The sequence below is a fragment of the Sphaerisporangium corydalis genome (assembly GCF_025506355.1).
Lineage (GTDB): Bacteria > Actinomycetota > Actinomycetes > Streptosporangiales > Streptosporangiaceae > Sphaerisporangium > Sphaerisporangium corydalis.
This window is the reverse complement of record NZ_JANZYP010000029.1, coordinates 56,111-74,056: the sequence shown is the minus strand read 5'-3', so window position 1 is coordinate 74,056 and position 17,946 is coordinate 56,111. Positions and strand designations below refer to the sequence as shown.

The window sequence follows — 17,946 nt, the reverse complement described above, 5'->3', positions numbered from 1 at the left end:
ACGCCCACCTTCGCCCGGGGATCAGGGGACGAGGTAGCGGGGGCAGGTTTCGGGGAGGGTGCCGGGGGTGTGGAGGAGGAATTGGGGGGTGTCGAGGGGTTCTACGACGACGGAGCCGCCGGGGCGGACGCCTACGTCGTGCAGGGGGGTCGCCGCGAGGCGGTCGTCGGGGGTGAGGGTGAAGTCGACGAGGGTGGCGATGTCGGGTTCCCTGGCGTCGCCCAGCGGCCAGGGCCCGCCGCAGTCCACGCAGACCGGGTCGAGCATCCACGAGGACTCCAGGGACCGCACCTGGCACATGCGCAGGCACACCGTGCACGTCTGCGCGAGGACCACGGGTTCGGAGAGCAGGAGCCATCCCTCGCGGTACCGGTCGCGCAGCACCGCCATGAGGTCACCGACCGTCGCGAGCCCGCCGGGAAGCTCGCCCGCGTCCGGCAGCGGGACGTGCTCGCCGGGGCAGCGCGGGTGCACGGGGAGCACGGCGGTCTCGAACCGGGTGCGCCGGACGTCGCCGTAGGACCGCGTCCCGTACACGGCCCAGTCCTCGTGCACGATCCCCATCACCTGCTCGGTCATGTACCCGGCGAGCACGGCCGCGGTGGTCTGGATCGAGGGGACGATGGCCTCACGCTCCAGTTCGAGCGCGTACCGCGTGCAGGAGGTGGAGGACGCGCGCTCGGCGTTGAAGCACCGGTAGCAGACGGTCCCCGCCTCCGCCGAGAAGCTGGAGAAGTTGAACTCCGAGCCGGAGAACCCCCCTTCCACCATCGGCGTCGCGTGCAGCCGGGACCGCTCGGCGAGCCAGCCCCGCGCCGGGACGCTGTCGACCGCCGACACCACCACGTCCGCCCAGCGGATGCCGGTGTCCCCCACCTGTTGCACGGTCTCGGTCGAGTAGTAGATCGCCGGGTCGGTGGCGGTGCTCGCGGCGAGGGCGCGCATGGCCACCAGAGGCGCCTTGCGGCCCTCGTACCGCGCACCCCATCCGTCCGCAGGGAAGAACGGCGACCGGGTCGCGTTGTGGTCCTCGAACCGGTCGAAGTCGACGAGCAGGAAGTTCCCTACGCCGCTGAGCGCCAGCGTCTGCAGGATGTTCTGCCCCAGCGCCCCCACCCCGACGACGAGGACGCGCGCGCGGGCCAGCCGCTCGGGGTCGTAGCCGGCGCGCATGTCGCGGGAGTGGAGCCGGGTGGTCGTCATCGAATACCCCGATGCTTCTCGCAGGTGCAGTCACGGACGAGCGAACCTGTCTTGTTGCAGCGCGCGGTCGGGTTGACCCGGCGGACGGTGGGCCCGATCGGTCCTCCCTCGGCTCCCACCGGACCGGGCGAGGACGTGGTGGACCGCGCCTTCTGCCAGTCGATGATCTGGAAGTCCGGCGATCCCCCGGCCGCCCGTCCCGGTGGAGCCGGCGGAGGCCCGTTCGGCGGCCTGCCGCCGCCGCTCAGCAGGTAACCGGCGACGACCACCACCCCGACGATGACGACGATGATCCAGAAGGCTTCCATGACGTTCCCCGATCGCCATCTAGGGGCCGAGTCCGGCCGGATCCGAGCGGGTCCCCTTGCCGCGGGTCGGCTGCGGCTCGACGAGCCCGTCGTAGGTCAGCCACTGCTCGCCGCCCGCGAGTTCCGTCTCGCCTGACCGCACGACGACCGACACCGCCTCACGGTCGGACAGCAGGGCGAACGACACGTCGGGCCCGACGCCGACCTGCCGCTCCGCGAGATACCACTGGATCTCACCCGGCTCGCTCGTCTGCGCGTGGCAGACAGCCTGCGCGTTCGCGGCCACGCAGGACCAGGCCACCGTCCGGTCCCTCCCGCCGTCGCGGAGGGCGGACAGGACCATCAGCAGGAGGACGGCGAGGAGGCCCAGCGCGAGCAGGGCCAGCAGGGGCCGCCATCGCGGCGGGGACCCGGGGGGCGGCGGACCCGGGGCCTCGCGCGGGCGTTCGGCGCCGGCCGAGGGGCCTGCCCGGTGCGAGAAGATCCGGGGGACGGTCAGCGAGGAGGACCGGGAGGCGTTCGGGTGCCTCACGACCGAGGACGGTGGCCTGGCGACCGGGGACGACGACCTGACGAACGGGGACGGCGGCCCGGGGGCCGTCTTGGGCGAGGCCCGGTCGCGCGGGCTCATGAGCACCGAATCCGGGCCGAGATAGGCCTGAACCCACGACCGGCCCCGGGCGAACACCAGCAGCCCGACGTGGTGCGGGGACGTCCACATCGACTGCGTCTTGGCGTCGACCCCGCTGTACCCGCTCCACTCCAGGTGGCTGTGCCACCAGCCGATGACGTCCGCGCCCGGGTCACGCCGCGCGGCCTCCAGGCGCAGGTCGGTCGTCTGCTCGGCCGACAGCGTGAAGTGCCCCCTGCCGCCCGCCGCGTCGCCCGCGCGCACCGCCCCGGTGACGATCACGTACACGCCGTCGTCGTCCCGCAGCACCCTGCCGGTCAGCAGGCCGCCCGTCTCGTCCGGGTCGGCGATGTGGGCGTACCACCGGACGTTCGTCATCGTCTTGGGCGCCACCCAGACGTCGAGGTGCCGTGAGTGGTAGACCTCGTAGTCCCTGTGCTGGCCGCGCGACCGGAAGGGCAGGCTGACGTGGTGTTCTACGATCTCGAACTCGGGCTCGTCCATGTCGCGTCCTGTTCACCGCGGCCGTTGGTGCGTGATGATCTCGAAAGGCTGGTCGTCGTCCGGCTCTCCGTAGAGCCATGACGGGAGCACGGGGTACACCAGGGCGCTGTCCAGGGGACGGCCGCCGTAGTGGGTCTGGTGGTATTCGATCGCCTTGGCGTTCCAGCCGACATACCCGCCGCCGCGCCCCTTCTCGTCCCAGTTGAGCATCCTGGCGATGTGCACCACGAGGTGTCCCAGCGTGACGTGCCCCTCGCGCGCCTGCCAGAACTCCTCCCCGATGCAGACCGGGGAGCCCGCGCGGAAGTGCGGCGACCAGGGCACCGGATGGGAGATCACCCAGGTCGCCGGCTCTGCGCGGGGGTAGTCGGCGACGTCGACGTTGACGCCGATGATGGTCTCCTGGGCCCATTTGCCTGGCCCGATCAGCGTCGGGATCCGTAGTTTCAGCCGGTAGCGGCCGGCGGACCCGGCCTGGGCGTCGGTGACCCTGTTCGCCCGGCGTTCCAGGTCGCCGCCGGTGCGGTACGCCTCGAAGTCGAAGGACGGGCACCGCATGTCCCGCAGGATCTCGTAGTCGAACTTGCGCCGCCTGGCCAGTTCCGCGCCCTTCACCGCGCCGCCTCCTCGGGGGACGCCCCGGTGGTGGCGTGGTCGACCGACAGGTTGGCGTTGTCGGTCACCCCGCCGGCCCCGAGCGCCTGGTCGTCGAGCAACTGGTGTCCGGTCCGGGTGTTGCGCAGCTTGTACTGGCCGACGTGGTTCGGCTGCGGGATGAATCCCGCCCGGATCATCTCGGCGATCAGGAATTTGGGGGTGGCGGTGTCGCTCACGGCCACCGACAGGATTTCGGCGGAGTTCGTCGGGTGGAGGAGATTGATCCTGATCTTCTTGGTCACCGTTTTCTCTTCCTGCACGTCGATCCGTAAGAACGTGGGCCGGCGGTTCGTGCCTTCACAGGTCGCCGGCCTGCCCGAAGAATGGGGAATCGTCTCTCCCCGACCAGGCGATGATCTCCAAGCTGTCCGCACCGGCCCGATGCCGGGCGCACCGCCCTTCTTCTTCGATGGGAAGACGGCACGGCCCGCCGTTCACGCGGGCGTCGCAGGTGCCGATGCTGATGATTTCCAAATGGGGATTCGATTCCGTGCCGGTGCCGGGGAGGAGTTCCCGCCGGGCCGGCGAAAAGGGAACGTTGAACGGCAATCCATCGGGCGCCGCGCGATATATCTCGTCTATCGCCGTCGGCTGCGCGACGTGACCGGTCAGCTGGATCCGCTGCGGCCGGTTGCTGATCACCATCACGGTGTCGGTGGCGATGCCCTCCAGCATCGGGGTCCTGCCGTCGGCGGCGACCGAGAAGAACCACGCGACCACCTGGTAGTTGCCGCGCTTCAGCCGGAGGGACAGTTTCTCGCCGTATTTCACCGGCACCGCGCGCGACCAGTCGTCGGCCCGCAGGAAACCGACGAGAACCCAGGTGGGCGCCAGCCCGGTCGCGGTGTTGAGGCGGGCCTGCAGCCAGGTGGCGGGGCTGCCGCCCGAGAAGTCGATTCCGTGGTCGGGCGCGGTGAAGGAACGCAGGTAGCGCCGTGCCACCGCTTCGAATCCGACCTGGCTGAGCGCCTGGAGAAGCACCGCTATGATCTCCACTTATCCCCCGCCCGTCCCTGCCTGGTCCCATGCCGAAGTGACCCCTTTCCACGCCCACGGCCCCCCGCGGCGTACAGGAATCAGAACTCTGTCCGAATTGTTCGATTTGCGTGGCTGGAAAGACCGGTCCACGAGAATCACGTATATGAGACGCGCCGGGTCGTGATCCGGTGCACGCGAATTCCACTTTCTTCTGGGGAAGGAAATCGAGGGAAAGCCGCCCGGCGGGTTTTCCCGGTCAGCTCGCCGAAGGGCCCTGGAGGGTGGTCCCGGGCGGCGTCGCCTGGTCGTGGAGGAGAGTCGCCTGGTGCTGGAGGGCGGCGAGCAGGGGGGTCGTGCCGCTGCCTCGGCGCAGGGCCGCGTACAGGCGACGGATCGGGACCGCCGGGCCGCGCAGGGGGCGTACGGTGACGCCGGGCACGCCGCCCGCGCCGATCAGCCGGGGGGCGAGCGTCACCCCGAGGCCGCACGCGACCAGCGCGAGCACGGCGCTGAAGTCGGTGGCGCCGTGCGTGACGCGGGGCTGGAAGCCCGCCTGGCGGCATCCGGCCTCCAGGACCTCCCGGCACGCGGTCCCGGGCAGGGACGCGACCCACTCCTCGCCCGCCAACGCGCCGAGATCGAGCCCTCCGTCCGGCGAGCCCAGGCCGCGCCCGGCGGCCTGTTCGGTGGCCGTCGCCAGGGGGTGGTCGAAGGGGAGGGCGGCGTCGAAGGGGTCGGTGAGGAGTTCCACGAGCCGGATCCGGGGGTCCTCCCGCTCCGGGAGGTGCGAGGAGGACATGACCACCACCAGGTCCAGGTCGCCCTGGGCGAGCATCGGCAGGGCGATCTCGGTCTCCACCTCGGAGATCTCGGTGCGCCAGCCGGGATGGGTCGCCCGCAGCGCCGCCGCGGCCGGGGCCAGCAGCCGGCAGATGGCCGAGGGGAAGGCGCCCGCGCGTTCGAGCCCGACGCGGCCCTCGGCGTAGGCGGCGAGGTCGGCCCGGGCCGCCTCCAGCTGGGCGGCGACCGCGTGCGCGTGAGCCAGCAGGACGTGGCCGGCGCCGGTCAGCCGCACCCGCCGGCCGTCCCGTTCGAGCAGCTCGGTGCCGGCCTCCCTGGCGAGGACGGCGAGCTGCTGGGAGACCGCCGAGGGGGTGAGGTGGAGGGCGCGGGCCGCGCCGGCGACGGTGCCCTGCGCGTCGAGCTCCTGGAGGATGCGCAGCCGCCTGACCTCGATCATGTAGGAAAACTACCGCTCCACAGGTAGAAGAACCAGATGGACTGCACGATCGGACCTGCCCGAGACTCGTCGCGTGCGTCCCCTTCATTCCGTCATCGCGCTCGCCGTCGCCGTCGTCTGGGGCGTCAACTTCGTCGTCATCGACGTCGGCCTCCAGCACTTCCCGCCGCTGCTGTTCGCGGCGCTGCGCTTCACCCTGGTCGCCCTCCCGGCCGTGTTCCTGGTCCCCCGCCCCGCGATCGCGGCACGCTGGATCGTCGCCGTGGGCCTGTTCCTGGGCGCGGCGCAGTTCGGCCTGCTGTTCACGGCCATGCACCTCGGGCTCCCTGCCGGGCTCAGCTCCCTGGTGCTGCAGGCACAGGTGATCTTCACGCTCGGCATCGCCGCCGTGGCCCTGGACGAACGGCCGAGCCGCCGCCAGCTCCTCGGCGTCGCCGTCGCCTCTGCGGGGATCCTGGTGATCGCGGTCGGGCGGGGCGCCCAGGCGCCCCTGCTACCGCTGCTCCTCGCGCTCGGGGCCGCCGCGTCGTGGGGCGTGGCCAACGTGTGCGTGCGGCGCGCCGAGGCGCCGGCCGGCCCGGGGCTGCTGGTGTGGTCGAGCCTGGTGCCGCCGCTGCCGCTGCTGGCGCTCTCGATGGTGGTCGAGGGCCCCGGCGCGATCACCGGGGCGTTCGCCACCTTCCATCCCGACTCGCTGGCGGCGCTGGCGTACGTCGTCGTGCTCTCCACGTTCGGCGGCTTCGGCGCGTGGAACGCGCTGCTGCGCCGCTACCCGACCTCGACGGTGGCGCCGTTCACGCTGCTGGTCCCGGTGGTCGGCATGGCGTCGGCCCTGCTGTGGCTGGGCGAGGTGCCGAGCACGGCGGAGCTGGCCGGCGGGGCGGTCGTCCTGGCCGGGCTGGCGACGCTCGCCACCCGCGCCCGCGACCGACGGCCCCTCCCCTCGGCCCAGACAGCCTGACCCCTCTGTTCAGGACCCCTACGGCGGTCGGCTCAGGCGGCCTTGTCGGCCCGGCCGTCGCGCAGGGGCGTGGTGGCCTCGGTCCACTTGGCGAGCCCGTCGAGCAGGGTGATAGCGCCCGCCTCCATGACCTCGCTGGGGACGAGGTTCCCGTCCCCGTCCAGGAGCCGCTGGACGAACGGGATGTTCACCGCCTCGGCCAGCGGGACCATCTGCAGCGCCGCGAGGACCTGCTTGAGCATCTGCGCCGCGCGGGTGCCGGCGGAGACGCCGCCGTAGCTGACGATCCCGGCCGGCTTGTGCGCCCACTCGGAGTGCAGGTAGTCGAGGGCGTTCTTGGTGGCCGCGTTGATGGCGTGGTTGTACTCGGGGATGACGAAGACGTACGCGTCGCCTCGGCTGACGGCGGCGCTCCAGTCCTTGGTGTGCTGGTTGACGTAGTGGCCGAGGCGCGGGTGGTGCGGCTCGTCGAACAGCGGCAGGCCGAACTCGGCCAGATCGAGGACCTCCACCGCGAAGTCGCCGTGGGCGACCGCCCTGTCGCGGAACCACTCGGCGACCCTGCCGCCGACGCGGCCGGGGCGGGTGCTGCCGATGATGATCTGCAGGGTCGGCTTGGTCATGTCGTCTCCTATGCAGCGCTGAGACCTGCGGTCGGCCGCAGGGTGCGCGTCTCGGTGCCGGTGCGTGGCCGCGAGGATCTTCGAGAGGTCATCACGGGCGCGTTGATGGTTCCGGCTGCAATGAACACGGCTTCTGACCGGGTTATTTCCCTTCCACGGGCCGGCTGGGGTGCTTCTGGGGTGGGCGTTCTCCGCCGGGCCACCAGGGGTGACCGTCCCCTGCGTGATCGGCGGCGTGCCACACGAGGCGGTCGCGGTCGTGGTAGGCATGGGCATATGTCTCCGCCGGCCCCCCTTCGCGCTGAGGACCCCGAGCGACTCGGGCACTACCGGCTCCTCGGGCGTCTCGGCCGGGGAGGCCAGGGCGTGGTGTTCCTCGCCGCCTCCCCCGCCGGCGTGCACGTCGCGGTGAAGCTGATGCACTCCCGGCTGGACGAGGACCGGGCCAGGCGCCGGTTCATCGGCGAGGTGGCGGCGGTCCAGCGGGTCGCGCCGTTCTGCACCGCCCAGGTGCTGGAGGCCGACCTCGACGGCGACCGGCCCTACATCGTCAGCGAGTACGTCGACGGAGTCTCCCTGCAGGACGACGTCATGGTGAACGGCCCGCGTACGGGCGGCTCGCTCGACCGGGTCGCCGTCGGCACGGCCACCGCGCTGGCCGCCATCCACGGCGCGGGCGTCGTCCACCGCGACTTCAAGCCAGGGAACGTGCTGCTCGGCAGGGACGGGCCGCGCGTGATCGACTTCGGCATCTCCCGCATCATGGACACCACCGTCACCACCGGGCGGGTCCCCGTCGGCACGCCCGCCTATCTGTCTCCCGAGCAGCTCAAGGGCGACCGCGCGGGGCCGGCGGCGGACCTGTTCGGCTGGGCGCTGACGGTCGCCTTCACCGCCAGCGGCCGGCACGCCTACGCCGCCGGGTCCTTCGAGGCGACGCTGGGCCGCATCCTGTTCGGTGAGGCCGACCTCGACCCGCTCGCCGGGCCGCTGCGCGAGATCGTGGTGGCGTGCCTTGCCGAGGATCCCGCGCTGCGGCCGAGCGCCGACGACGTGCTGCGTCACCTGATCGGCCAGGGGTCCGCCCCGCCGCCCGGCCGGTCGGCCGGTCAGGTCCTGGAGACCGGCGCCACCCTGGCCTCGGCGCCGACCGGCGAACACGAAGGCCCCGCCACGCTCGGCCTCGACCCGGTCACCGGCGACGGCCCTGGCACGCTCGACCTGGAACCGGTCACCGGCGACGGTCCCGGCACGCTCAGCCTCGACCCGGTCACCGATGACGGCCCGAGCACGCTCGACCTGGAACCGGTCACGGAGCCCGGCGGCCCCGACACCGTCGACTCGCGTTCCTCCCGGGACGGCCTCCAGACGGTCGAGCCCCGCCCCCGGCGGTGGTACCACCGGTTCACGGTCCTCGCCGCGGCCGCCGTCCTCGCCTCCGGCACGGCCGGGTTCGCCCTGTGGCAGGGGTACGCCGGGCAGGAGGAGGCGGCCGACGCGGGTTTCTCGTACGCGGGCCGCTGGACCGGCAGCGCCGAGCACCCGACGGCCGAGCGGGTCTTCCCGGTGGAGATCCGCCTGGTGGACCTCACCCGGCCGGGCCTCATGCGGTGGGGCGCGGACCTGCACTGCGCGGGGAGGCTGACCGGGGCGGGCGGCGGGGCGGCCGCGCGGAGGTTCCGCCTCGACCAGGTACGGGGCGCCGAGTGCCACCCGAGCATGGTCGAACTCTCCCCCAGGGGCACCGACCAGGTGAGTTTCCGCGTCACCCGCCAGGGCGAGAAGGTCCCGCGCTACACGGGCACGGCCGTCCGCTCCTCCTGACCGCCCACGCCCGGCACGCGACCACCGCGTACCCCGGCGATCGTTCCCCCGTGGCGCCGGTCAGGCCGGGAGGGCGTACACCGTGCGGGCGGTGGTGGTGAAGACGTGGTCGCGCTCGGTGGCGCCGAGGCCCGAGGTGAGCTCGCGGGCCAGGGCGGTGACCTCGGCGTACGTCGCGGCGACCTCGCAGACCGGCCAGTCCGACCCGAACATCACCCGCTCGGGGCCGAAGGCGGACAGCAGGTGGTCGGCGTACGGGGCGATGCGCGGGGCGTCCCAGTCCGTCCAGCCGGCCTCGGTGACCAGCCCGGACAGCTTGCACGTCACGTTGGGCGACTCGGCGAGCGCCTTGATCTCCCCCGCCCACGGCTCGGTCGCGCCCGACTCGATCGGCGGCTTGGCGGCGTGGTCGAGGACGAACCGGACGCCCGGCAGGTCCCGGACGAGGTCCCTGGCGGCGGGGAGCTGCGGGGTGAGCACGAGCAGGTCGTAGGCGAGATCGGCCTGGCCCACGGCGCGGATGCCGTGCCGCACGTCGGGGCGGGCCAGCCACGCGGGGTCGGGCTCGTCCTGCACGGCGTGCCTGATCCCCACCAGCAGGTCGCCGCCCGGTCCGGTGCGCAGCCGCATCAGGGTGTCGGCGACGGCGGGATCGGTGAGGTCCACCCACCCGACGACCCCGGCCACCAGCCCGTCGGACGCGGCGGCGAGGGCGAGGAACTCCTCGGTCTCCTCGACCGAGCCGACCGTCTGGACCAGCACCGTGCGCTCGGCCCCGGCCTCCGCCGTCCGGCTCCGCAGGTCCTCGACCCCGTACGGCCTGCGCAGCGGCGCGAACGCCTCGCCCGCCATCCAGGGGTACTCCCGCCGGGACGGGTCCCACAGGTGGTGATGCGCGTCGATCATCGGTGGCTCTCCATCGTCGGGACGGTCGCGCTCAGGCCGGGTGGCCGTTGGTCAGGGACTCTTCGGCGAGTGCCGCCCAGAGTTCGCCGGGGACCGGCGTCGCCGCGAGGGCCGCGTTGCGTTCGACCTCCGCGCCGGACCGGGCGCCCGCCACGACGCAGGTCACGGCCGGGTGCCGCGCGGGGAAGGCCAGGGCCGCCTGCGGCAGCGTGACGCCGTACCGCTCGCAGATCGCCGCCATGCGCCGCGCCCGGTCGACCAGCGCGGCCGGCGCGGGCCCGTAGTCGTAGGTGCCGGTCGCGTCGTGGGTGGCGAGCAGGCCGCTGTTGAACACCCCGGCGGCCAGGACCGCCACCCCGCGCCGTTCGCACAGCGGCAGCAGCTCGGCCGCGCCCGACCGGTCGAGCAGGGTGTAGCGCCCGGCGAGCATGACCACGTCCAGGTCGGTCTCCTTGACGAAGTCCGCGAGCATCTCCGACTGGTTCATGCCCGCGCCGATCGCCTTGACCACGCCCTGGTCGCGGAGTTCGGCCAGGGCCGGGTAGGCCTGCCCGGCCGCCTCAGCCCAGTGGTCGTCGGGGTCGTGGATCAGCACGATGTCGATCGAGTCGTGCCCGAGGCGTTCGAGGCTCTCCTCGATCGACCGGCGGACCCCGTCGCGGGAGAAGTCCCAGACCCGCCGGTACGCGGCGGGCACGTCGAAGCCCTGGTCGTCGCGCCCGCCGCCGGTGGCGGGCACCAGGAGCCTGCCCACCTTGGTCGACAGGGTGTAGGAGTCGCGCGGCCGGTCGCGCAGCGCGGCGCCGAGGCGGCGTTCCGACAGGCCGAGCCCGTAGTGCGGGGCGGTGTCGAAATAGCGGACCCCGGCGGCCCAGGCCGCCTCGACCGTCTCCGCCGCCCGTTCCTCGCTGATCGCGGAGAACAGGTTGCCGATCGGCGCGCCGCCGAACCCGAGCGCGGTGACCCGGGCCCCCCGGCCCACGACCTGGTCCTTCACGCGGCCTCTCCTTCCGTCCCGCCGGCGGGCGGTCCCATCGTCCACACCCGGGGCAGGCCGGTGGAGGAGGCGTCGAAGTCGCCGTCGAGGAGACGGTTCATCTGGAGCTGCCACGCCTGGTTGGCGGCGCTGCCCCTCAGCCTGTCCTGCAGCGCGGCGTAGTCCTCGACCTCGACGTAGTGGAACAGGTCGAGGCCGTCGCGCCAGATCGTCCAGGAGCGTACCCCGGCCGCGCGCATCTCGGCCTCCAGATCGGCCGGGATGGTGGCGTGCTCCTTGTCGTAGGTTGCCTCGGCGCCGGGCCGGAGCCGGGTGCGCAGGGCGATGCGCTGCATCTAATCCTGTGCCTTTCCGCTGGTCACACGGGCCAGCATGAGGGCGATGAGGATGATGCCGCCGTAGATCGCCTGGATCCACTGGGCCGAGACGCCCGCCAGCGTGAGGATGTTGTTGATCAGGCCGAGCACCAGGACGCCGCACAGCGCGCCGAACAGCGTGCCCTTGCCGCCGTCGAGGCTGACGCCGCCGATGACCGCCGCCGCGAACACGGTGAAGATCATGCCGTCGCCCTGGGCCGCGGCCACCGAGCCCAGCCGGCCGGTCATCAGCAGGCCCGAGAGCGCCGCCAGGAAGCCGCCGATCATGAACACGATCCAGACCACCCGGTCGGTACGTACGCCTGCCGCGCGAGCGGCGTCCACGTTGCCGCCGATGGCGTAGATCGACCGGCCGTGCCGGAAGTAGCCGAGCGCGAGGATGCCGATGGCGTAGGCGATGCCGCAGATCCAGATGGACGCGGGCAGCCCGAGCCAGCGGGCGTTGCCCAGGTAGAGGAACGATTCGGGCAGCGCGAACAGGTTCTGGCCGCCGGTGAAGCCGATCTGCAGGCCGCGCAGCACGATCAGCATGCCGAGCGTGACGATGAACGCCGACAGCTTGAACCGCAGGATCAGCAGCCCGTTGAACGCGCCGATGAGCACGCCGATGAGCAGGCAGATCGGGATCCCGAGCGTCGTCGGCCAGTCGGTGCCGAGGCCGTTGGAGGCCGCGGGGATGACCAGGCCGACGCCCAGCGCGGGCGCCAGGCCCACGGTGGACTCCAGCGACAGGTCGAACTTGCCGGCGATCAGGATCATCGCCTCGGCCAGCACCAGCAGCGACAGCTCTGTCTGCTGCTGGAGCACGTTGGTCAGGTTGTCGGCGCTCAGGAACGCCGGCTCGATCAGCGCGCCCACGACGATCAGCAGCAGGATGGCCGGCACCAGGGCGAGGTCCCGGAACCGGGCGATCCGGAACCCGGACGGCCCCGGCCGCGCCTTGCCCGGGGAGCCTTGGGAGCCGCCCGGCGTGCCGGGAGAGGCCACGGTCGTTTCAGTCATCGTGCGTCGACACACCTTCCATGACCGCCACGAGCTCGGCGTCCGCCCAGCCGCGTGGCACTTCCTTGACGACACGGCCGTGGAACATCACGACGACCCTGTCGCAGATACGCAGATCGTCCAGCTCGTCGGAGACCAGGACGGCCCCGGCGCCGCGCTCGGCGGCGTCCTCGACCGCGCCGAGCAGCACCTGCTTGGCCCGCACGTCCACCCCCGAGGTCGGGTTGATCACGACGAGCGCCTTGGGGTCGTCGGCCAGCGCACGCGCCATGACGACCTTCTGCGCGTTCCCGCCGGACAGGTCCCCGACGGGCTGGGACGGTCCGGTGGTCTTGATGGTCAGGTCCTCGATCATCCGCTCGGCCCGCGCCCGCCGCAAGGCCGGGGACACCGCCCCGAACCGGCCCAGCTTGTGGGCGATGGGGAGCGTCGCGTTCTCGGCGATCGAAAGCAGCGGGACGAATCCCTCCTTGTGCCGGTCCTCCGGGACGAACCCGAGGCCGGCGCGCAGCGTGGAGGTGACGTCGCCCGGCTTGGGCGTGCGCCCGTTCACGGTCACCGTGCCGGCGTCGGCGGCGAGCAGGCCGACCAGCGTCTCCGCCAGGCCGATCTTGCCGCTGCTGCCCGACCCGGCCAGCCCGACGATCTCCCCGGCGTGGACGGTGAGGTCCACGTCCCGGTAGCGCTCGCCGAGCGACAGCTTCTCGGCGCTCAGCACCACGGGGGCCCCCGTCGCGACCGTGCGCGACCGCGCCTGGTAGCCGGCGGCGGCCTCCCCGGTCATGGCCGCGACCAGCTCGTCGTGCGGGAGGCGGTCGACCGCGCTGGTCAGGATGTGCCGGGCGTCGCGGAAGACGGTGACCGACTGGCAGACCTGGTAGACCTCCTCCAGGTGGTGGGAGATGAACATCATCGTGACGCCCTGGGCGCGCAGCGCCCGCATGCGCTCGAAGAGCCGCTCGATGGCCGGGCCGTCCAGCCGCGCGGTCGGCTCGTCCAGGATGATGAACCGCGCGCCGAACGACAGCGCCCGCGCGATCTCCAGGAGCTGGCGCTGCTCGACGTCGAGCTCGCCGGCGAGGCGGCCGGCGTCGACGTCCACCCCGTACTGGTCGAGCAGGTCGCGCGCCCGGCCGCGCAGCGAGCGCCAGTTGATCGGGCCGTGGCCCGACTGGCGGTTGAGGAAGAGGTTCTCCGCGACGGTGAGCGTCGGGATGATGGTGGACTTCTGGTAGACGCAGGCGACCTGCCGCCGCCAGCCGTCGCGGTCGGCGACCGACGGCGCCGGGGCGCCCGCGAAGAGCACCTCGCCCTCGTCGGGACGCTGGAGTCCGGTGAGGATCGACACCAGCGTGGACTTGCCGGCCCCGTTGCGGCCGACCAGGGCGTGGGTCTCGCCCTCGCTGATGACGATCCCGGCGTCGTCGAGCGCCGTCGTGGGCCCGAAGCGCTTGGTGACGCTCCGGGCCTCGACGGCCGGGGTGGCGGTTTGCTGCATCACTTGACCTGGTTACCCCAGAGGTTGGGGTCGTCGACGTTCTCCTTGGTCACCAGGGGGGCCGGCAGCTGGTCCTCCAGACGGCCGCCGCCCACGTCGACGATGGTGCTGTCGTGATCGGTCTTGCCGGGGGCGAAGGTCTTGCCCTCCAGCGCGGCCTTGGCGTACGTGAGCGCCCACTTGGCGTACAGGTCGGCGGGCTGGGACACCGTGGCGTCGATCTGGCCGTCGCGGATGGCCTGGAACTCCTGCGGGATGCCGTCGTTGGAGACGATGAACACGTGCTTGGGGTCGGTCGGCGGCACCAGCAGGTTCTTGGACTTCAGCAGCTGGAGGGTCGGCGCGAGGAACACGCCGCCGGCCTGCATGTAGATGCCGTTGATGTCGGGGTGCTGGGTGAGGCGGGTCTGCAGCGCGGCCGAGGCCTTGGGGCCCTCCCACTCGGTCGGCTCGGCGAAGACCGTGATCCCGGGGTAGTTCGCCTTCATGCACTCGGCGAACGCCTCGGACCGGTCGCGGCCGTTGACCGACGACAGCGAGCCCTGGAACTCGACGACCTTGCCCTTGCCCTTGAGCTGGTCGCCCAGGAACTTGCACGCCTTCTCGCCGTACGCCCGGTTGTCGGCGCGGACGACCATGTACGTCTTGCCCTTGTCGGGGCGGGTGTCCACGGTGACGACGGGGATGTTCTTGCTCGCGAGCTGGTCGAGGGTGGTCGCGATGGCGCCGGTGTCCTGCGGGGCCATGACGATGGCCTTGGCGCCCTGGCTCACCATCGCCTGGGTGTTGGACACCAGCTTGGCGACGTCGTTCTGCGAGTTGGTCGGCGGCATCAGGTCGATGCCCAGGTCGGTGGCCATCTTCGGCGCGTACTTGTTGTAGGAGTTCCAGAAGTCGGAGTCTGCGCGGGGGAAGTCGATGCCGACCTTCCCGCCGCCGGCCGGCGCCGCCGCCGAGCCGCTCCCGGCCGAGGCCGAGGGCGTCGTGGTGGTGTCGGAGGAGCCGCACGCCGAAAGCGTCAGGGTGACCGCGAACAGGCCCACGAGGGTGGCCGATGATCGTATTTTCACTAGTTGCCTCTATTCAACGGTTTTCGGGGGGTACTGGCGCTCATGGAGAGTGCCAGGGTCTGTTCTCGTATGGGGAGCCGCCGCGCCGTGCCCGCCGGCTAGGACCTGGGACGCACGCGTAGCCCCTGCATTCCGCCGTCGACCGCCAGGGCGGTGCCGGTCGTGCCGGACGCCGTGGGGCTCGCCAGGTACGCGATGGCGGCGGCGACCTCCTCGGCGCTGACGAGCCGTCCCATGGGCTGGCGCTGCTCCAGGGCGACGCGTTCGGCGTCGGGATCGGGCGCGGCGGCGAGTAGCCGCTTCACCCACGGAGTGTCGGCGGTGCCGGGGTTGACGCAGTTGACGCGGATGCCCTCCGCGATGTGGTCGGCCGCCATGGCCAGCGTGAGCGACAGGATCGCGCCCTTGGACGCGCTGTACAGGGCGCGGTTGGGCAGACCGGCCGTGGCGGCGATCGAGCACGTGTTGACGACGGCCGCGTGATCGGAGGCCCGCAGGTGCGGCAGGGCGGCGCGGGTCACGCGGACGATGCCGAGCAGGTTGACGTCCAGGACGCGGAACCACTCCTCGTCGGCGTTCTGCTCGACCGTACCGGCCGCGCCGATCCCGGCGTTGTTGACCACGATGTCGATGCCGCCGAGATGCTCGGCCGCCGCCGCGACGGCGGTGCGGACCGCGGCGTCGTCGGTCACGTCGGCCTTCACGCCGAAAAAGGGGTCGCCGGGCGGGTTGACGTCCAGGCACGCGACCCTGGCGCCGCGCTCGGCGAGCAGTGTGGCGGTCGCCAGGCCGATGCCCGAGCCGCCGCCGGTGACCAGCGCGGCGAGGCCGCCGAACTCACTCATCCACCTCTCCCTTCACGGGCGTGGCCATGGGGCACTTCACAATGGCTCCAGTGCGGTGGTCGCGTCGGCGATCCAGACGGATCCGCCGGGGAAGGTGTGGTCGGCGATGGACTCCGGGCGCATCGCGGCGCTGAAACCCGGCGCCGTCGGAGCACAGTAGCGGCCGTTCTCGATCACCACGGGGTCGACGAAATGCTCGTGCAGGTGGTCGACGTACTCGATCACCCGGTCCTCCAGGCTGCCGCCGACGGCGACGAAGTCGAACATCGCCAGGTGCTGCACCAGTTCGCACAGGCCGACGCCGCCGGCGTGCGGGCAGACGGGCTTGCCGAACTTGGCGGCGAGCAGCAGGATCGCGATGTTCTCGTTGACCCCGCCCACGCGGGCCGCGTCGATCTGGACGACCGACAGCGAGCCGGCCTGGAGCATCTGCTTGAAGATCACGCGGTTCTGCACGTGCTCGCCGGTCGCGACCTTGATCGGGGACAGGGCGCGCGCGATGGTGGCGTGGCCGAGGACGTCGTCGGGGCTGGTCGGCTCCTCGACCCAGTACGGCTCGAACTCCCTCAGCGCGTTGACCCAGGCGATGGCCGAGCCCACGTCCCAGCGCTGGTTGGCGTCGATCGCGATGCGGAAGCCGGGGCCGCAGACCTCACGGGCGATGCGCATCCTCCGCCGGTCGTCCTCCAGGTCGGCGCCGACCTTCAGCTTGATCTGGGTGAAGCCCTGATCGATGGCCTCCTTGCACAGGCGGCGCAGCTTGTCGTCGTCGTACCCGAGCCAGCCGGGCGAGGTGGTGTACGCGGGGAAGCCGCCGGCCCGCAGGCGGGTGATCCGCTCGGCGCGGCCGGGCTCGGCCCGCTTAAGGATCTCCAGCGCCTCGTCCGGCGTCATCGCGTCGCTGAGGTAGCGGAAGTCGACCAGCGAGACGATCTCCTCGGGGGACATCTCGCTCAGCAGCAGCCACAGGGGCTTGCCCTCGATCTTGGCCTTGAGGTCCCACAGCGCGTTGACGACCGCGGAGATCGCCATGTGCATGACGCCCTTCTCCGGGCCGAGCCAGCGGAGCTGGGAGTCGTGCACCATCTCCTTGTACAGCGCGCCGAGGTCGTCCAGCCGCCGGCCCACGATGAAGGGCTCAAGGGCCTTGATCGCCGCGGTCTGCACGTCGTTGCCGCGCCCGATGGTGAACGCGAACCCGTGGCCCTCGGCGCCGCCGTCGGTCCGCAGGACCACGTAGGCGGCGGAGTAGTCGGGGTCGGGGTTCATGGCGTCGGAGCCGTCCAGGTCCCGGGAGGTGGGGAACCGGATGTCGTGGGTCTCCAGGCCGGTGATCAGCGGGCGGCCGTTCATGCCTGCCCCACGGTCTGGCGCTGGCGGCCCAGGCCGTCGATCTCCAGCTCGACCACGTCGCCCGCCCTGAGGTAGGGCTGGCCCGGCATTCCCATGGCGACGCCTGCGGGGGTGCCGGTGTTGATGACGTCGCCGGGCTCGAGGACCATGAACTGGCTCAGGTAGCGGACCACCTCGGCGACTCCGAAGATCATGTTCTTGGTGCCGCCGTTCTGCCGGACCTCGCCGTTGACCCAGAGCCGCAGGCCCAGGTTCTGCGGGTCGGGCACCTCGTCCGCGGTGACCAGCCAGGGGCCGAGCGGGTTGAACGTCTCGCACGACTTGCCCTTGTCCCACTGGCCGCCGCGCTCAAGCTGGAACTCCCGCTCGGAGACGTCGTTGGAGATGGCGTACCCGGCGACGCAGGCGAGCGCCTCGTCGTGGGAGCCGAGGTAGCGCGCCGTCGAGCCGATGACGACCGCGAGCTCGACCTCCCAGTCGGTCTTGACGCTGCCGCGCGGGATGAGCACCTCGTCGTCCGGTCCCACGACCGTGTTGGGCGCCTTCATGAAGATGATCGGCTCGCTGGGCGGGGTGGCCCCGGTCTCCTCGGCGTGGTCGCTGTAGTTGAGACCGATGCACACCACCTTGCCCGGGCGGGCGACGGGCGGGCCGACGCGTCCCCTCAGGGCACCGGTGGCGCCGTCCCCGTCGAAGAGCGGCAACTCGTCCCTGCGGAGCGCGTGTGCGACGCGTGCCGCGAGCCCGGAAGCGAAGAAGTCCCCGTCGATGTCGGCTGTCTGGCCGAGCAGGCTTCGCAGGTCACGCGTACGCCCGGCGTCGTCCAGGACCGCGGGACGCTCCTCTCCGGGTGGTCCGACTCGCAGTAGCTTCACGCGTCTCCTCAATTCATCGGATGTCTTGAGAGAGAAGACTACGCGGAGATGGCTTGGCGTCAAGTCCGCCGAGGTCAGATGGCAATATTCATCC

General features: G+C 71.9%; 19 protein-coding genes. 2 read left to right on the top strand and 17 right to left on the bottom strand.

Going from position 1 to position 17,946, the window contains the following annotated elements; translation table 11 throughout:
- Nucleotides 1–21: 21 nt before the first annotated feature.
- The 7 genes from NYZ98_RS20775 to NYZ98_RS20745 all read right to left on the bottom strand — a co-directional run bounded on the left by NYZ98_RS20775 (nt 22) and on the right by NYZ98_RS20745 (nt 5,521).
- Entirely contained in the window at nt 22–1,203 is a 1,182-nt protein-coding gene (locus NYZ98_RS20775; protein ID WP_262844497.1) for a ThiF family adenylyltransferase, read from the bottom strand.
- Nucleotides 1,200–1,511, bottom strand: coding sequence for a hypothetical protein (locus NYZ98_RS20770; RefSeq protein ID WP_262844496.1), 312 nt, complete (start codon nt 1,509–1,511; stop codon nt 1,200–1,202). The genes NYZ98_RS20775 and NYZ98_RS20770 overlap by 4 nt, the downstream gene beginning before the upstream one ends.
- 19 nt (nt 1,512–1,530) lie before the next feature.
- Nucleotides 1,531–2,646, bottom strand: coding sequence for a Mov34/MPN/PAD-1 family protein (locus NYZ98_RS20765; RefSeq protein WP_262844495.1), 1,116 nt, complete (start codon nt 2,644–2,646; stop codon nt 1,531–1,533).
- A gap of 12 nt (nt 2,647–2,658) precedes the next feature.
- Nucleotides 2,659–3,261 (bottom strand): hypothetical protein, encoded by a 603-nt coding sequence (locus NYZ98_RS20760; protein WP_262844494.1) that lies wholly within the window; start codon nt 3,259–3,261, stop codon nt 2,659–2,661.
- Nucleotides 3,258–3,545 carry a hypothetical protein gene (locus tag NYZ98_RS20755; RefSeq protein WP_262844493.1) on the bottom strand — a complete coding sequence of 96 codons (288 nt, stop codon included), beginning with the start codon at nt 3,543–3,545 and terminating at the stop codon, nt 3,258–3,260. The genes NYZ98_RS20760 and NYZ98_RS20755 overlap by 4 nt, the downstream gene beginning before the upstream one ends.
- 55 nt (nt 3,546–3,600) lie before the next feature.
- On the bottom strand, nt 3,601–4,299 hold the full coding sequence (locus NYZ98_RS20750) for a hypothetical protein (RefSeq protein ID WP_262844492.1): 699 nt from the start codon (nt 4,297–4,299) through the stop codon (nt 3,601–3,603).
- A 238-nt stretch (nt 4,300–4,537) separates the two neighbouring features.
- Nucleotides 4,538–5,521, bottom strand: a complete 984-nt coding sequence (locus NYZ98_RS20745) for a LysR family transcriptional regulator (RefSeq protein ID WP_262844491.1) — start codon at nt 5,519–5,521, stop codon at nt 4,538–4,540.
- Between the two features lie 73 nt (nt 5,522–5,594).
- On the opposite strand from NYZ98_RS20745, the gene NYZ98_RS20740 reads away from it, so the two are divergent.
- Nucleotides 5,595–6,482 (top strand): EamA family transporter, encoded by an 888-nt coding sequence (locus tag NYZ98_RS20740; protein WP_262844490.1) that lies wholly within the window; start codon nt 5,595–5,597, stop codon nt 6,480–6,482.
- A gap of 32 nt (nt 6,483–6,514) precedes the next feature.
- Here NYZ98_RS20740 and NYZ98_RS20735 read toward each other — a convergent pair whose 3' ends face one another.
- Nucleotides 6,515–7,105 carry an NADPH-dependent FMN reductase gene (locus tag NYZ98_RS20735; RefSeq protein ID WP_262844489.1) on the bottom strand — a complete coding sequence of 197 codons (591 nt, stop codon included), beginning with the start codon at nt 7,103–7,105 and terminating at the stop codon, nt 6,515–6,517.
- 276 nt (nt 7,106–7,381) lie between these two features.
- Here NYZ98_RS20735 and NYZ98_RS20730 point away from each other — a divergent pair, with 276 nt between their 5' ends.
- Nucleotides 7,382–8,929 carry a serine/threonine-protein kinase gene (locus tag NYZ98_RS20730; RefSeq protein WP_262844488.1) on the top strand — a complete coding sequence of 516 codons (1,548 nt, stop codon included), beginning with the start codon at nt 7,382–7,384 and terminating at the stop codon, nt 8,927–8,929.
- A 60-nt stretch (nt 8,930–8,989) separates the two neighbouring features.
- On the opposite strand, the gene NYZ98_RS20725 is transcribed toward NYZ98_RS20730, so the two are convergent.
- From NYZ98_RS20725 to NYZ98_RS20685, 9 genes are all read right to left on the bottom strand, one after another.
- On the bottom strand, nt 8,990–9,835 hold the full coding sequence (locus NYZ98_RS20725; protein ID WP_262844487.1) for an amidohydrolase family protein: 846 nt from the start codon (nt 9,833–9,835) through the stop codon (nt 8,990–8,992).
- 31 nt (nt 9,836–9,866) lie between these two features.
- The gene (locus NYZ98_RS20720; RefSeq protein WP_262844486.1) at nt 9,867–10,832 is read right to left on the bottom strand and encodes an aldo/keto reductase; all 966 of its coding nucleotides are present in this window, start codon (nt 10,830–10,832) and stop codon (nt 9,867–9,869) included.
- Nucleotides 10,829–11,167, bottom strand: coding sequence for an L-rhamnose mutarotase (locus NYZ98_RS20715; RefSeq protein WP_262844485.1), 339 nt, complete (start codon nt 11,165–11,167; stop codon nt 10,829–10,831). Before NYZ98_RS20715 ends, NYZ98_RS20720 begins: the two co-directional genes overlap by 4 nt.
- Nucleotides 11,168–12,211: an ABC transporter permease gene (locus tag NYZ98_RS20710; RefSeq protein ID WP_262844484.1), complete on the bottom strand. Its 1,044-nt coding sequence runs from the start codon at nt 12,209–12,211 to the stop codon at nt 11,168–11,170.
- On the bottom strand, nt 12,204–13,709 hold the full coding sequence (locus NYZ98_RS20705) for a sugar ABC transporter ATP-binding protein (protein ID WP_262844527.1): 1,506 nt from the start codon (nt 13,707–13,709) through the stop codon (nt 12,204–12,206). Before NYZ98_RS20705 ends, NYZ98_RS20710 begins: the two co-directional genes overlap by 8 nt.
- Complete coding sequence (locus NYZ98_RS20700; RefSeq protein ID WP_262844483.1) at nt 13,709–14,779, bottom strand: sugar ABC transporter substrate-binding protein; 1,071 nt, start codon at nt 14,777–14,779, stop codon at nt 13,709–13,711. The genes NYZ98_RS20705 and NYZ98_RS20700 overlap by 1 nt, the downstream gene beginning before the upstream one ends.
- A 98-nt stretch (nt 14,780–14,877) precedes the next feature.
- Nucleotides 14,878–15,624, bottom strand: coding sequence for an SDR family NAD(P)-dependent oxidoreductase (locus NYZ98_RS20695; protein ID WP_262844482.1), 747 nt, complete (start codon nt 15,622–15,624; stop codon nt 14,878–14,880).
- Nucleotides 15,625–15,660: 36 nt separating this feature from the next.
- On the bottom strand, nt 15,661–16,977 hold the full coding sequence (locus NYZ98_RS20690) for an L-fuconate dehydratase (protein WP_262844481.1): 1,317 nt from the start codon (nt 16,975–16,977) through the stop codon (nt 15,661–15,663).
- Nucleotides 16,974–17,852: a fumarylacetoacetate hydrolase family protein gene (locus tag NYZ98_RS20685; protein ID WP_262844480.1), complete on the bottom strand. Its 879-nt coding sequence runs from the start codon at nt 17,850–17,852 to the stop codon at nt 16,974–16,976. The genes NYZ98_RS20690 and NYZ98_RS20685 overlap by 4 nt, the downstream gene beginning before the upstream one ends.
- Between the last annotated feature and the right edge of the window lie 94 nt (nt 17,853–17,946).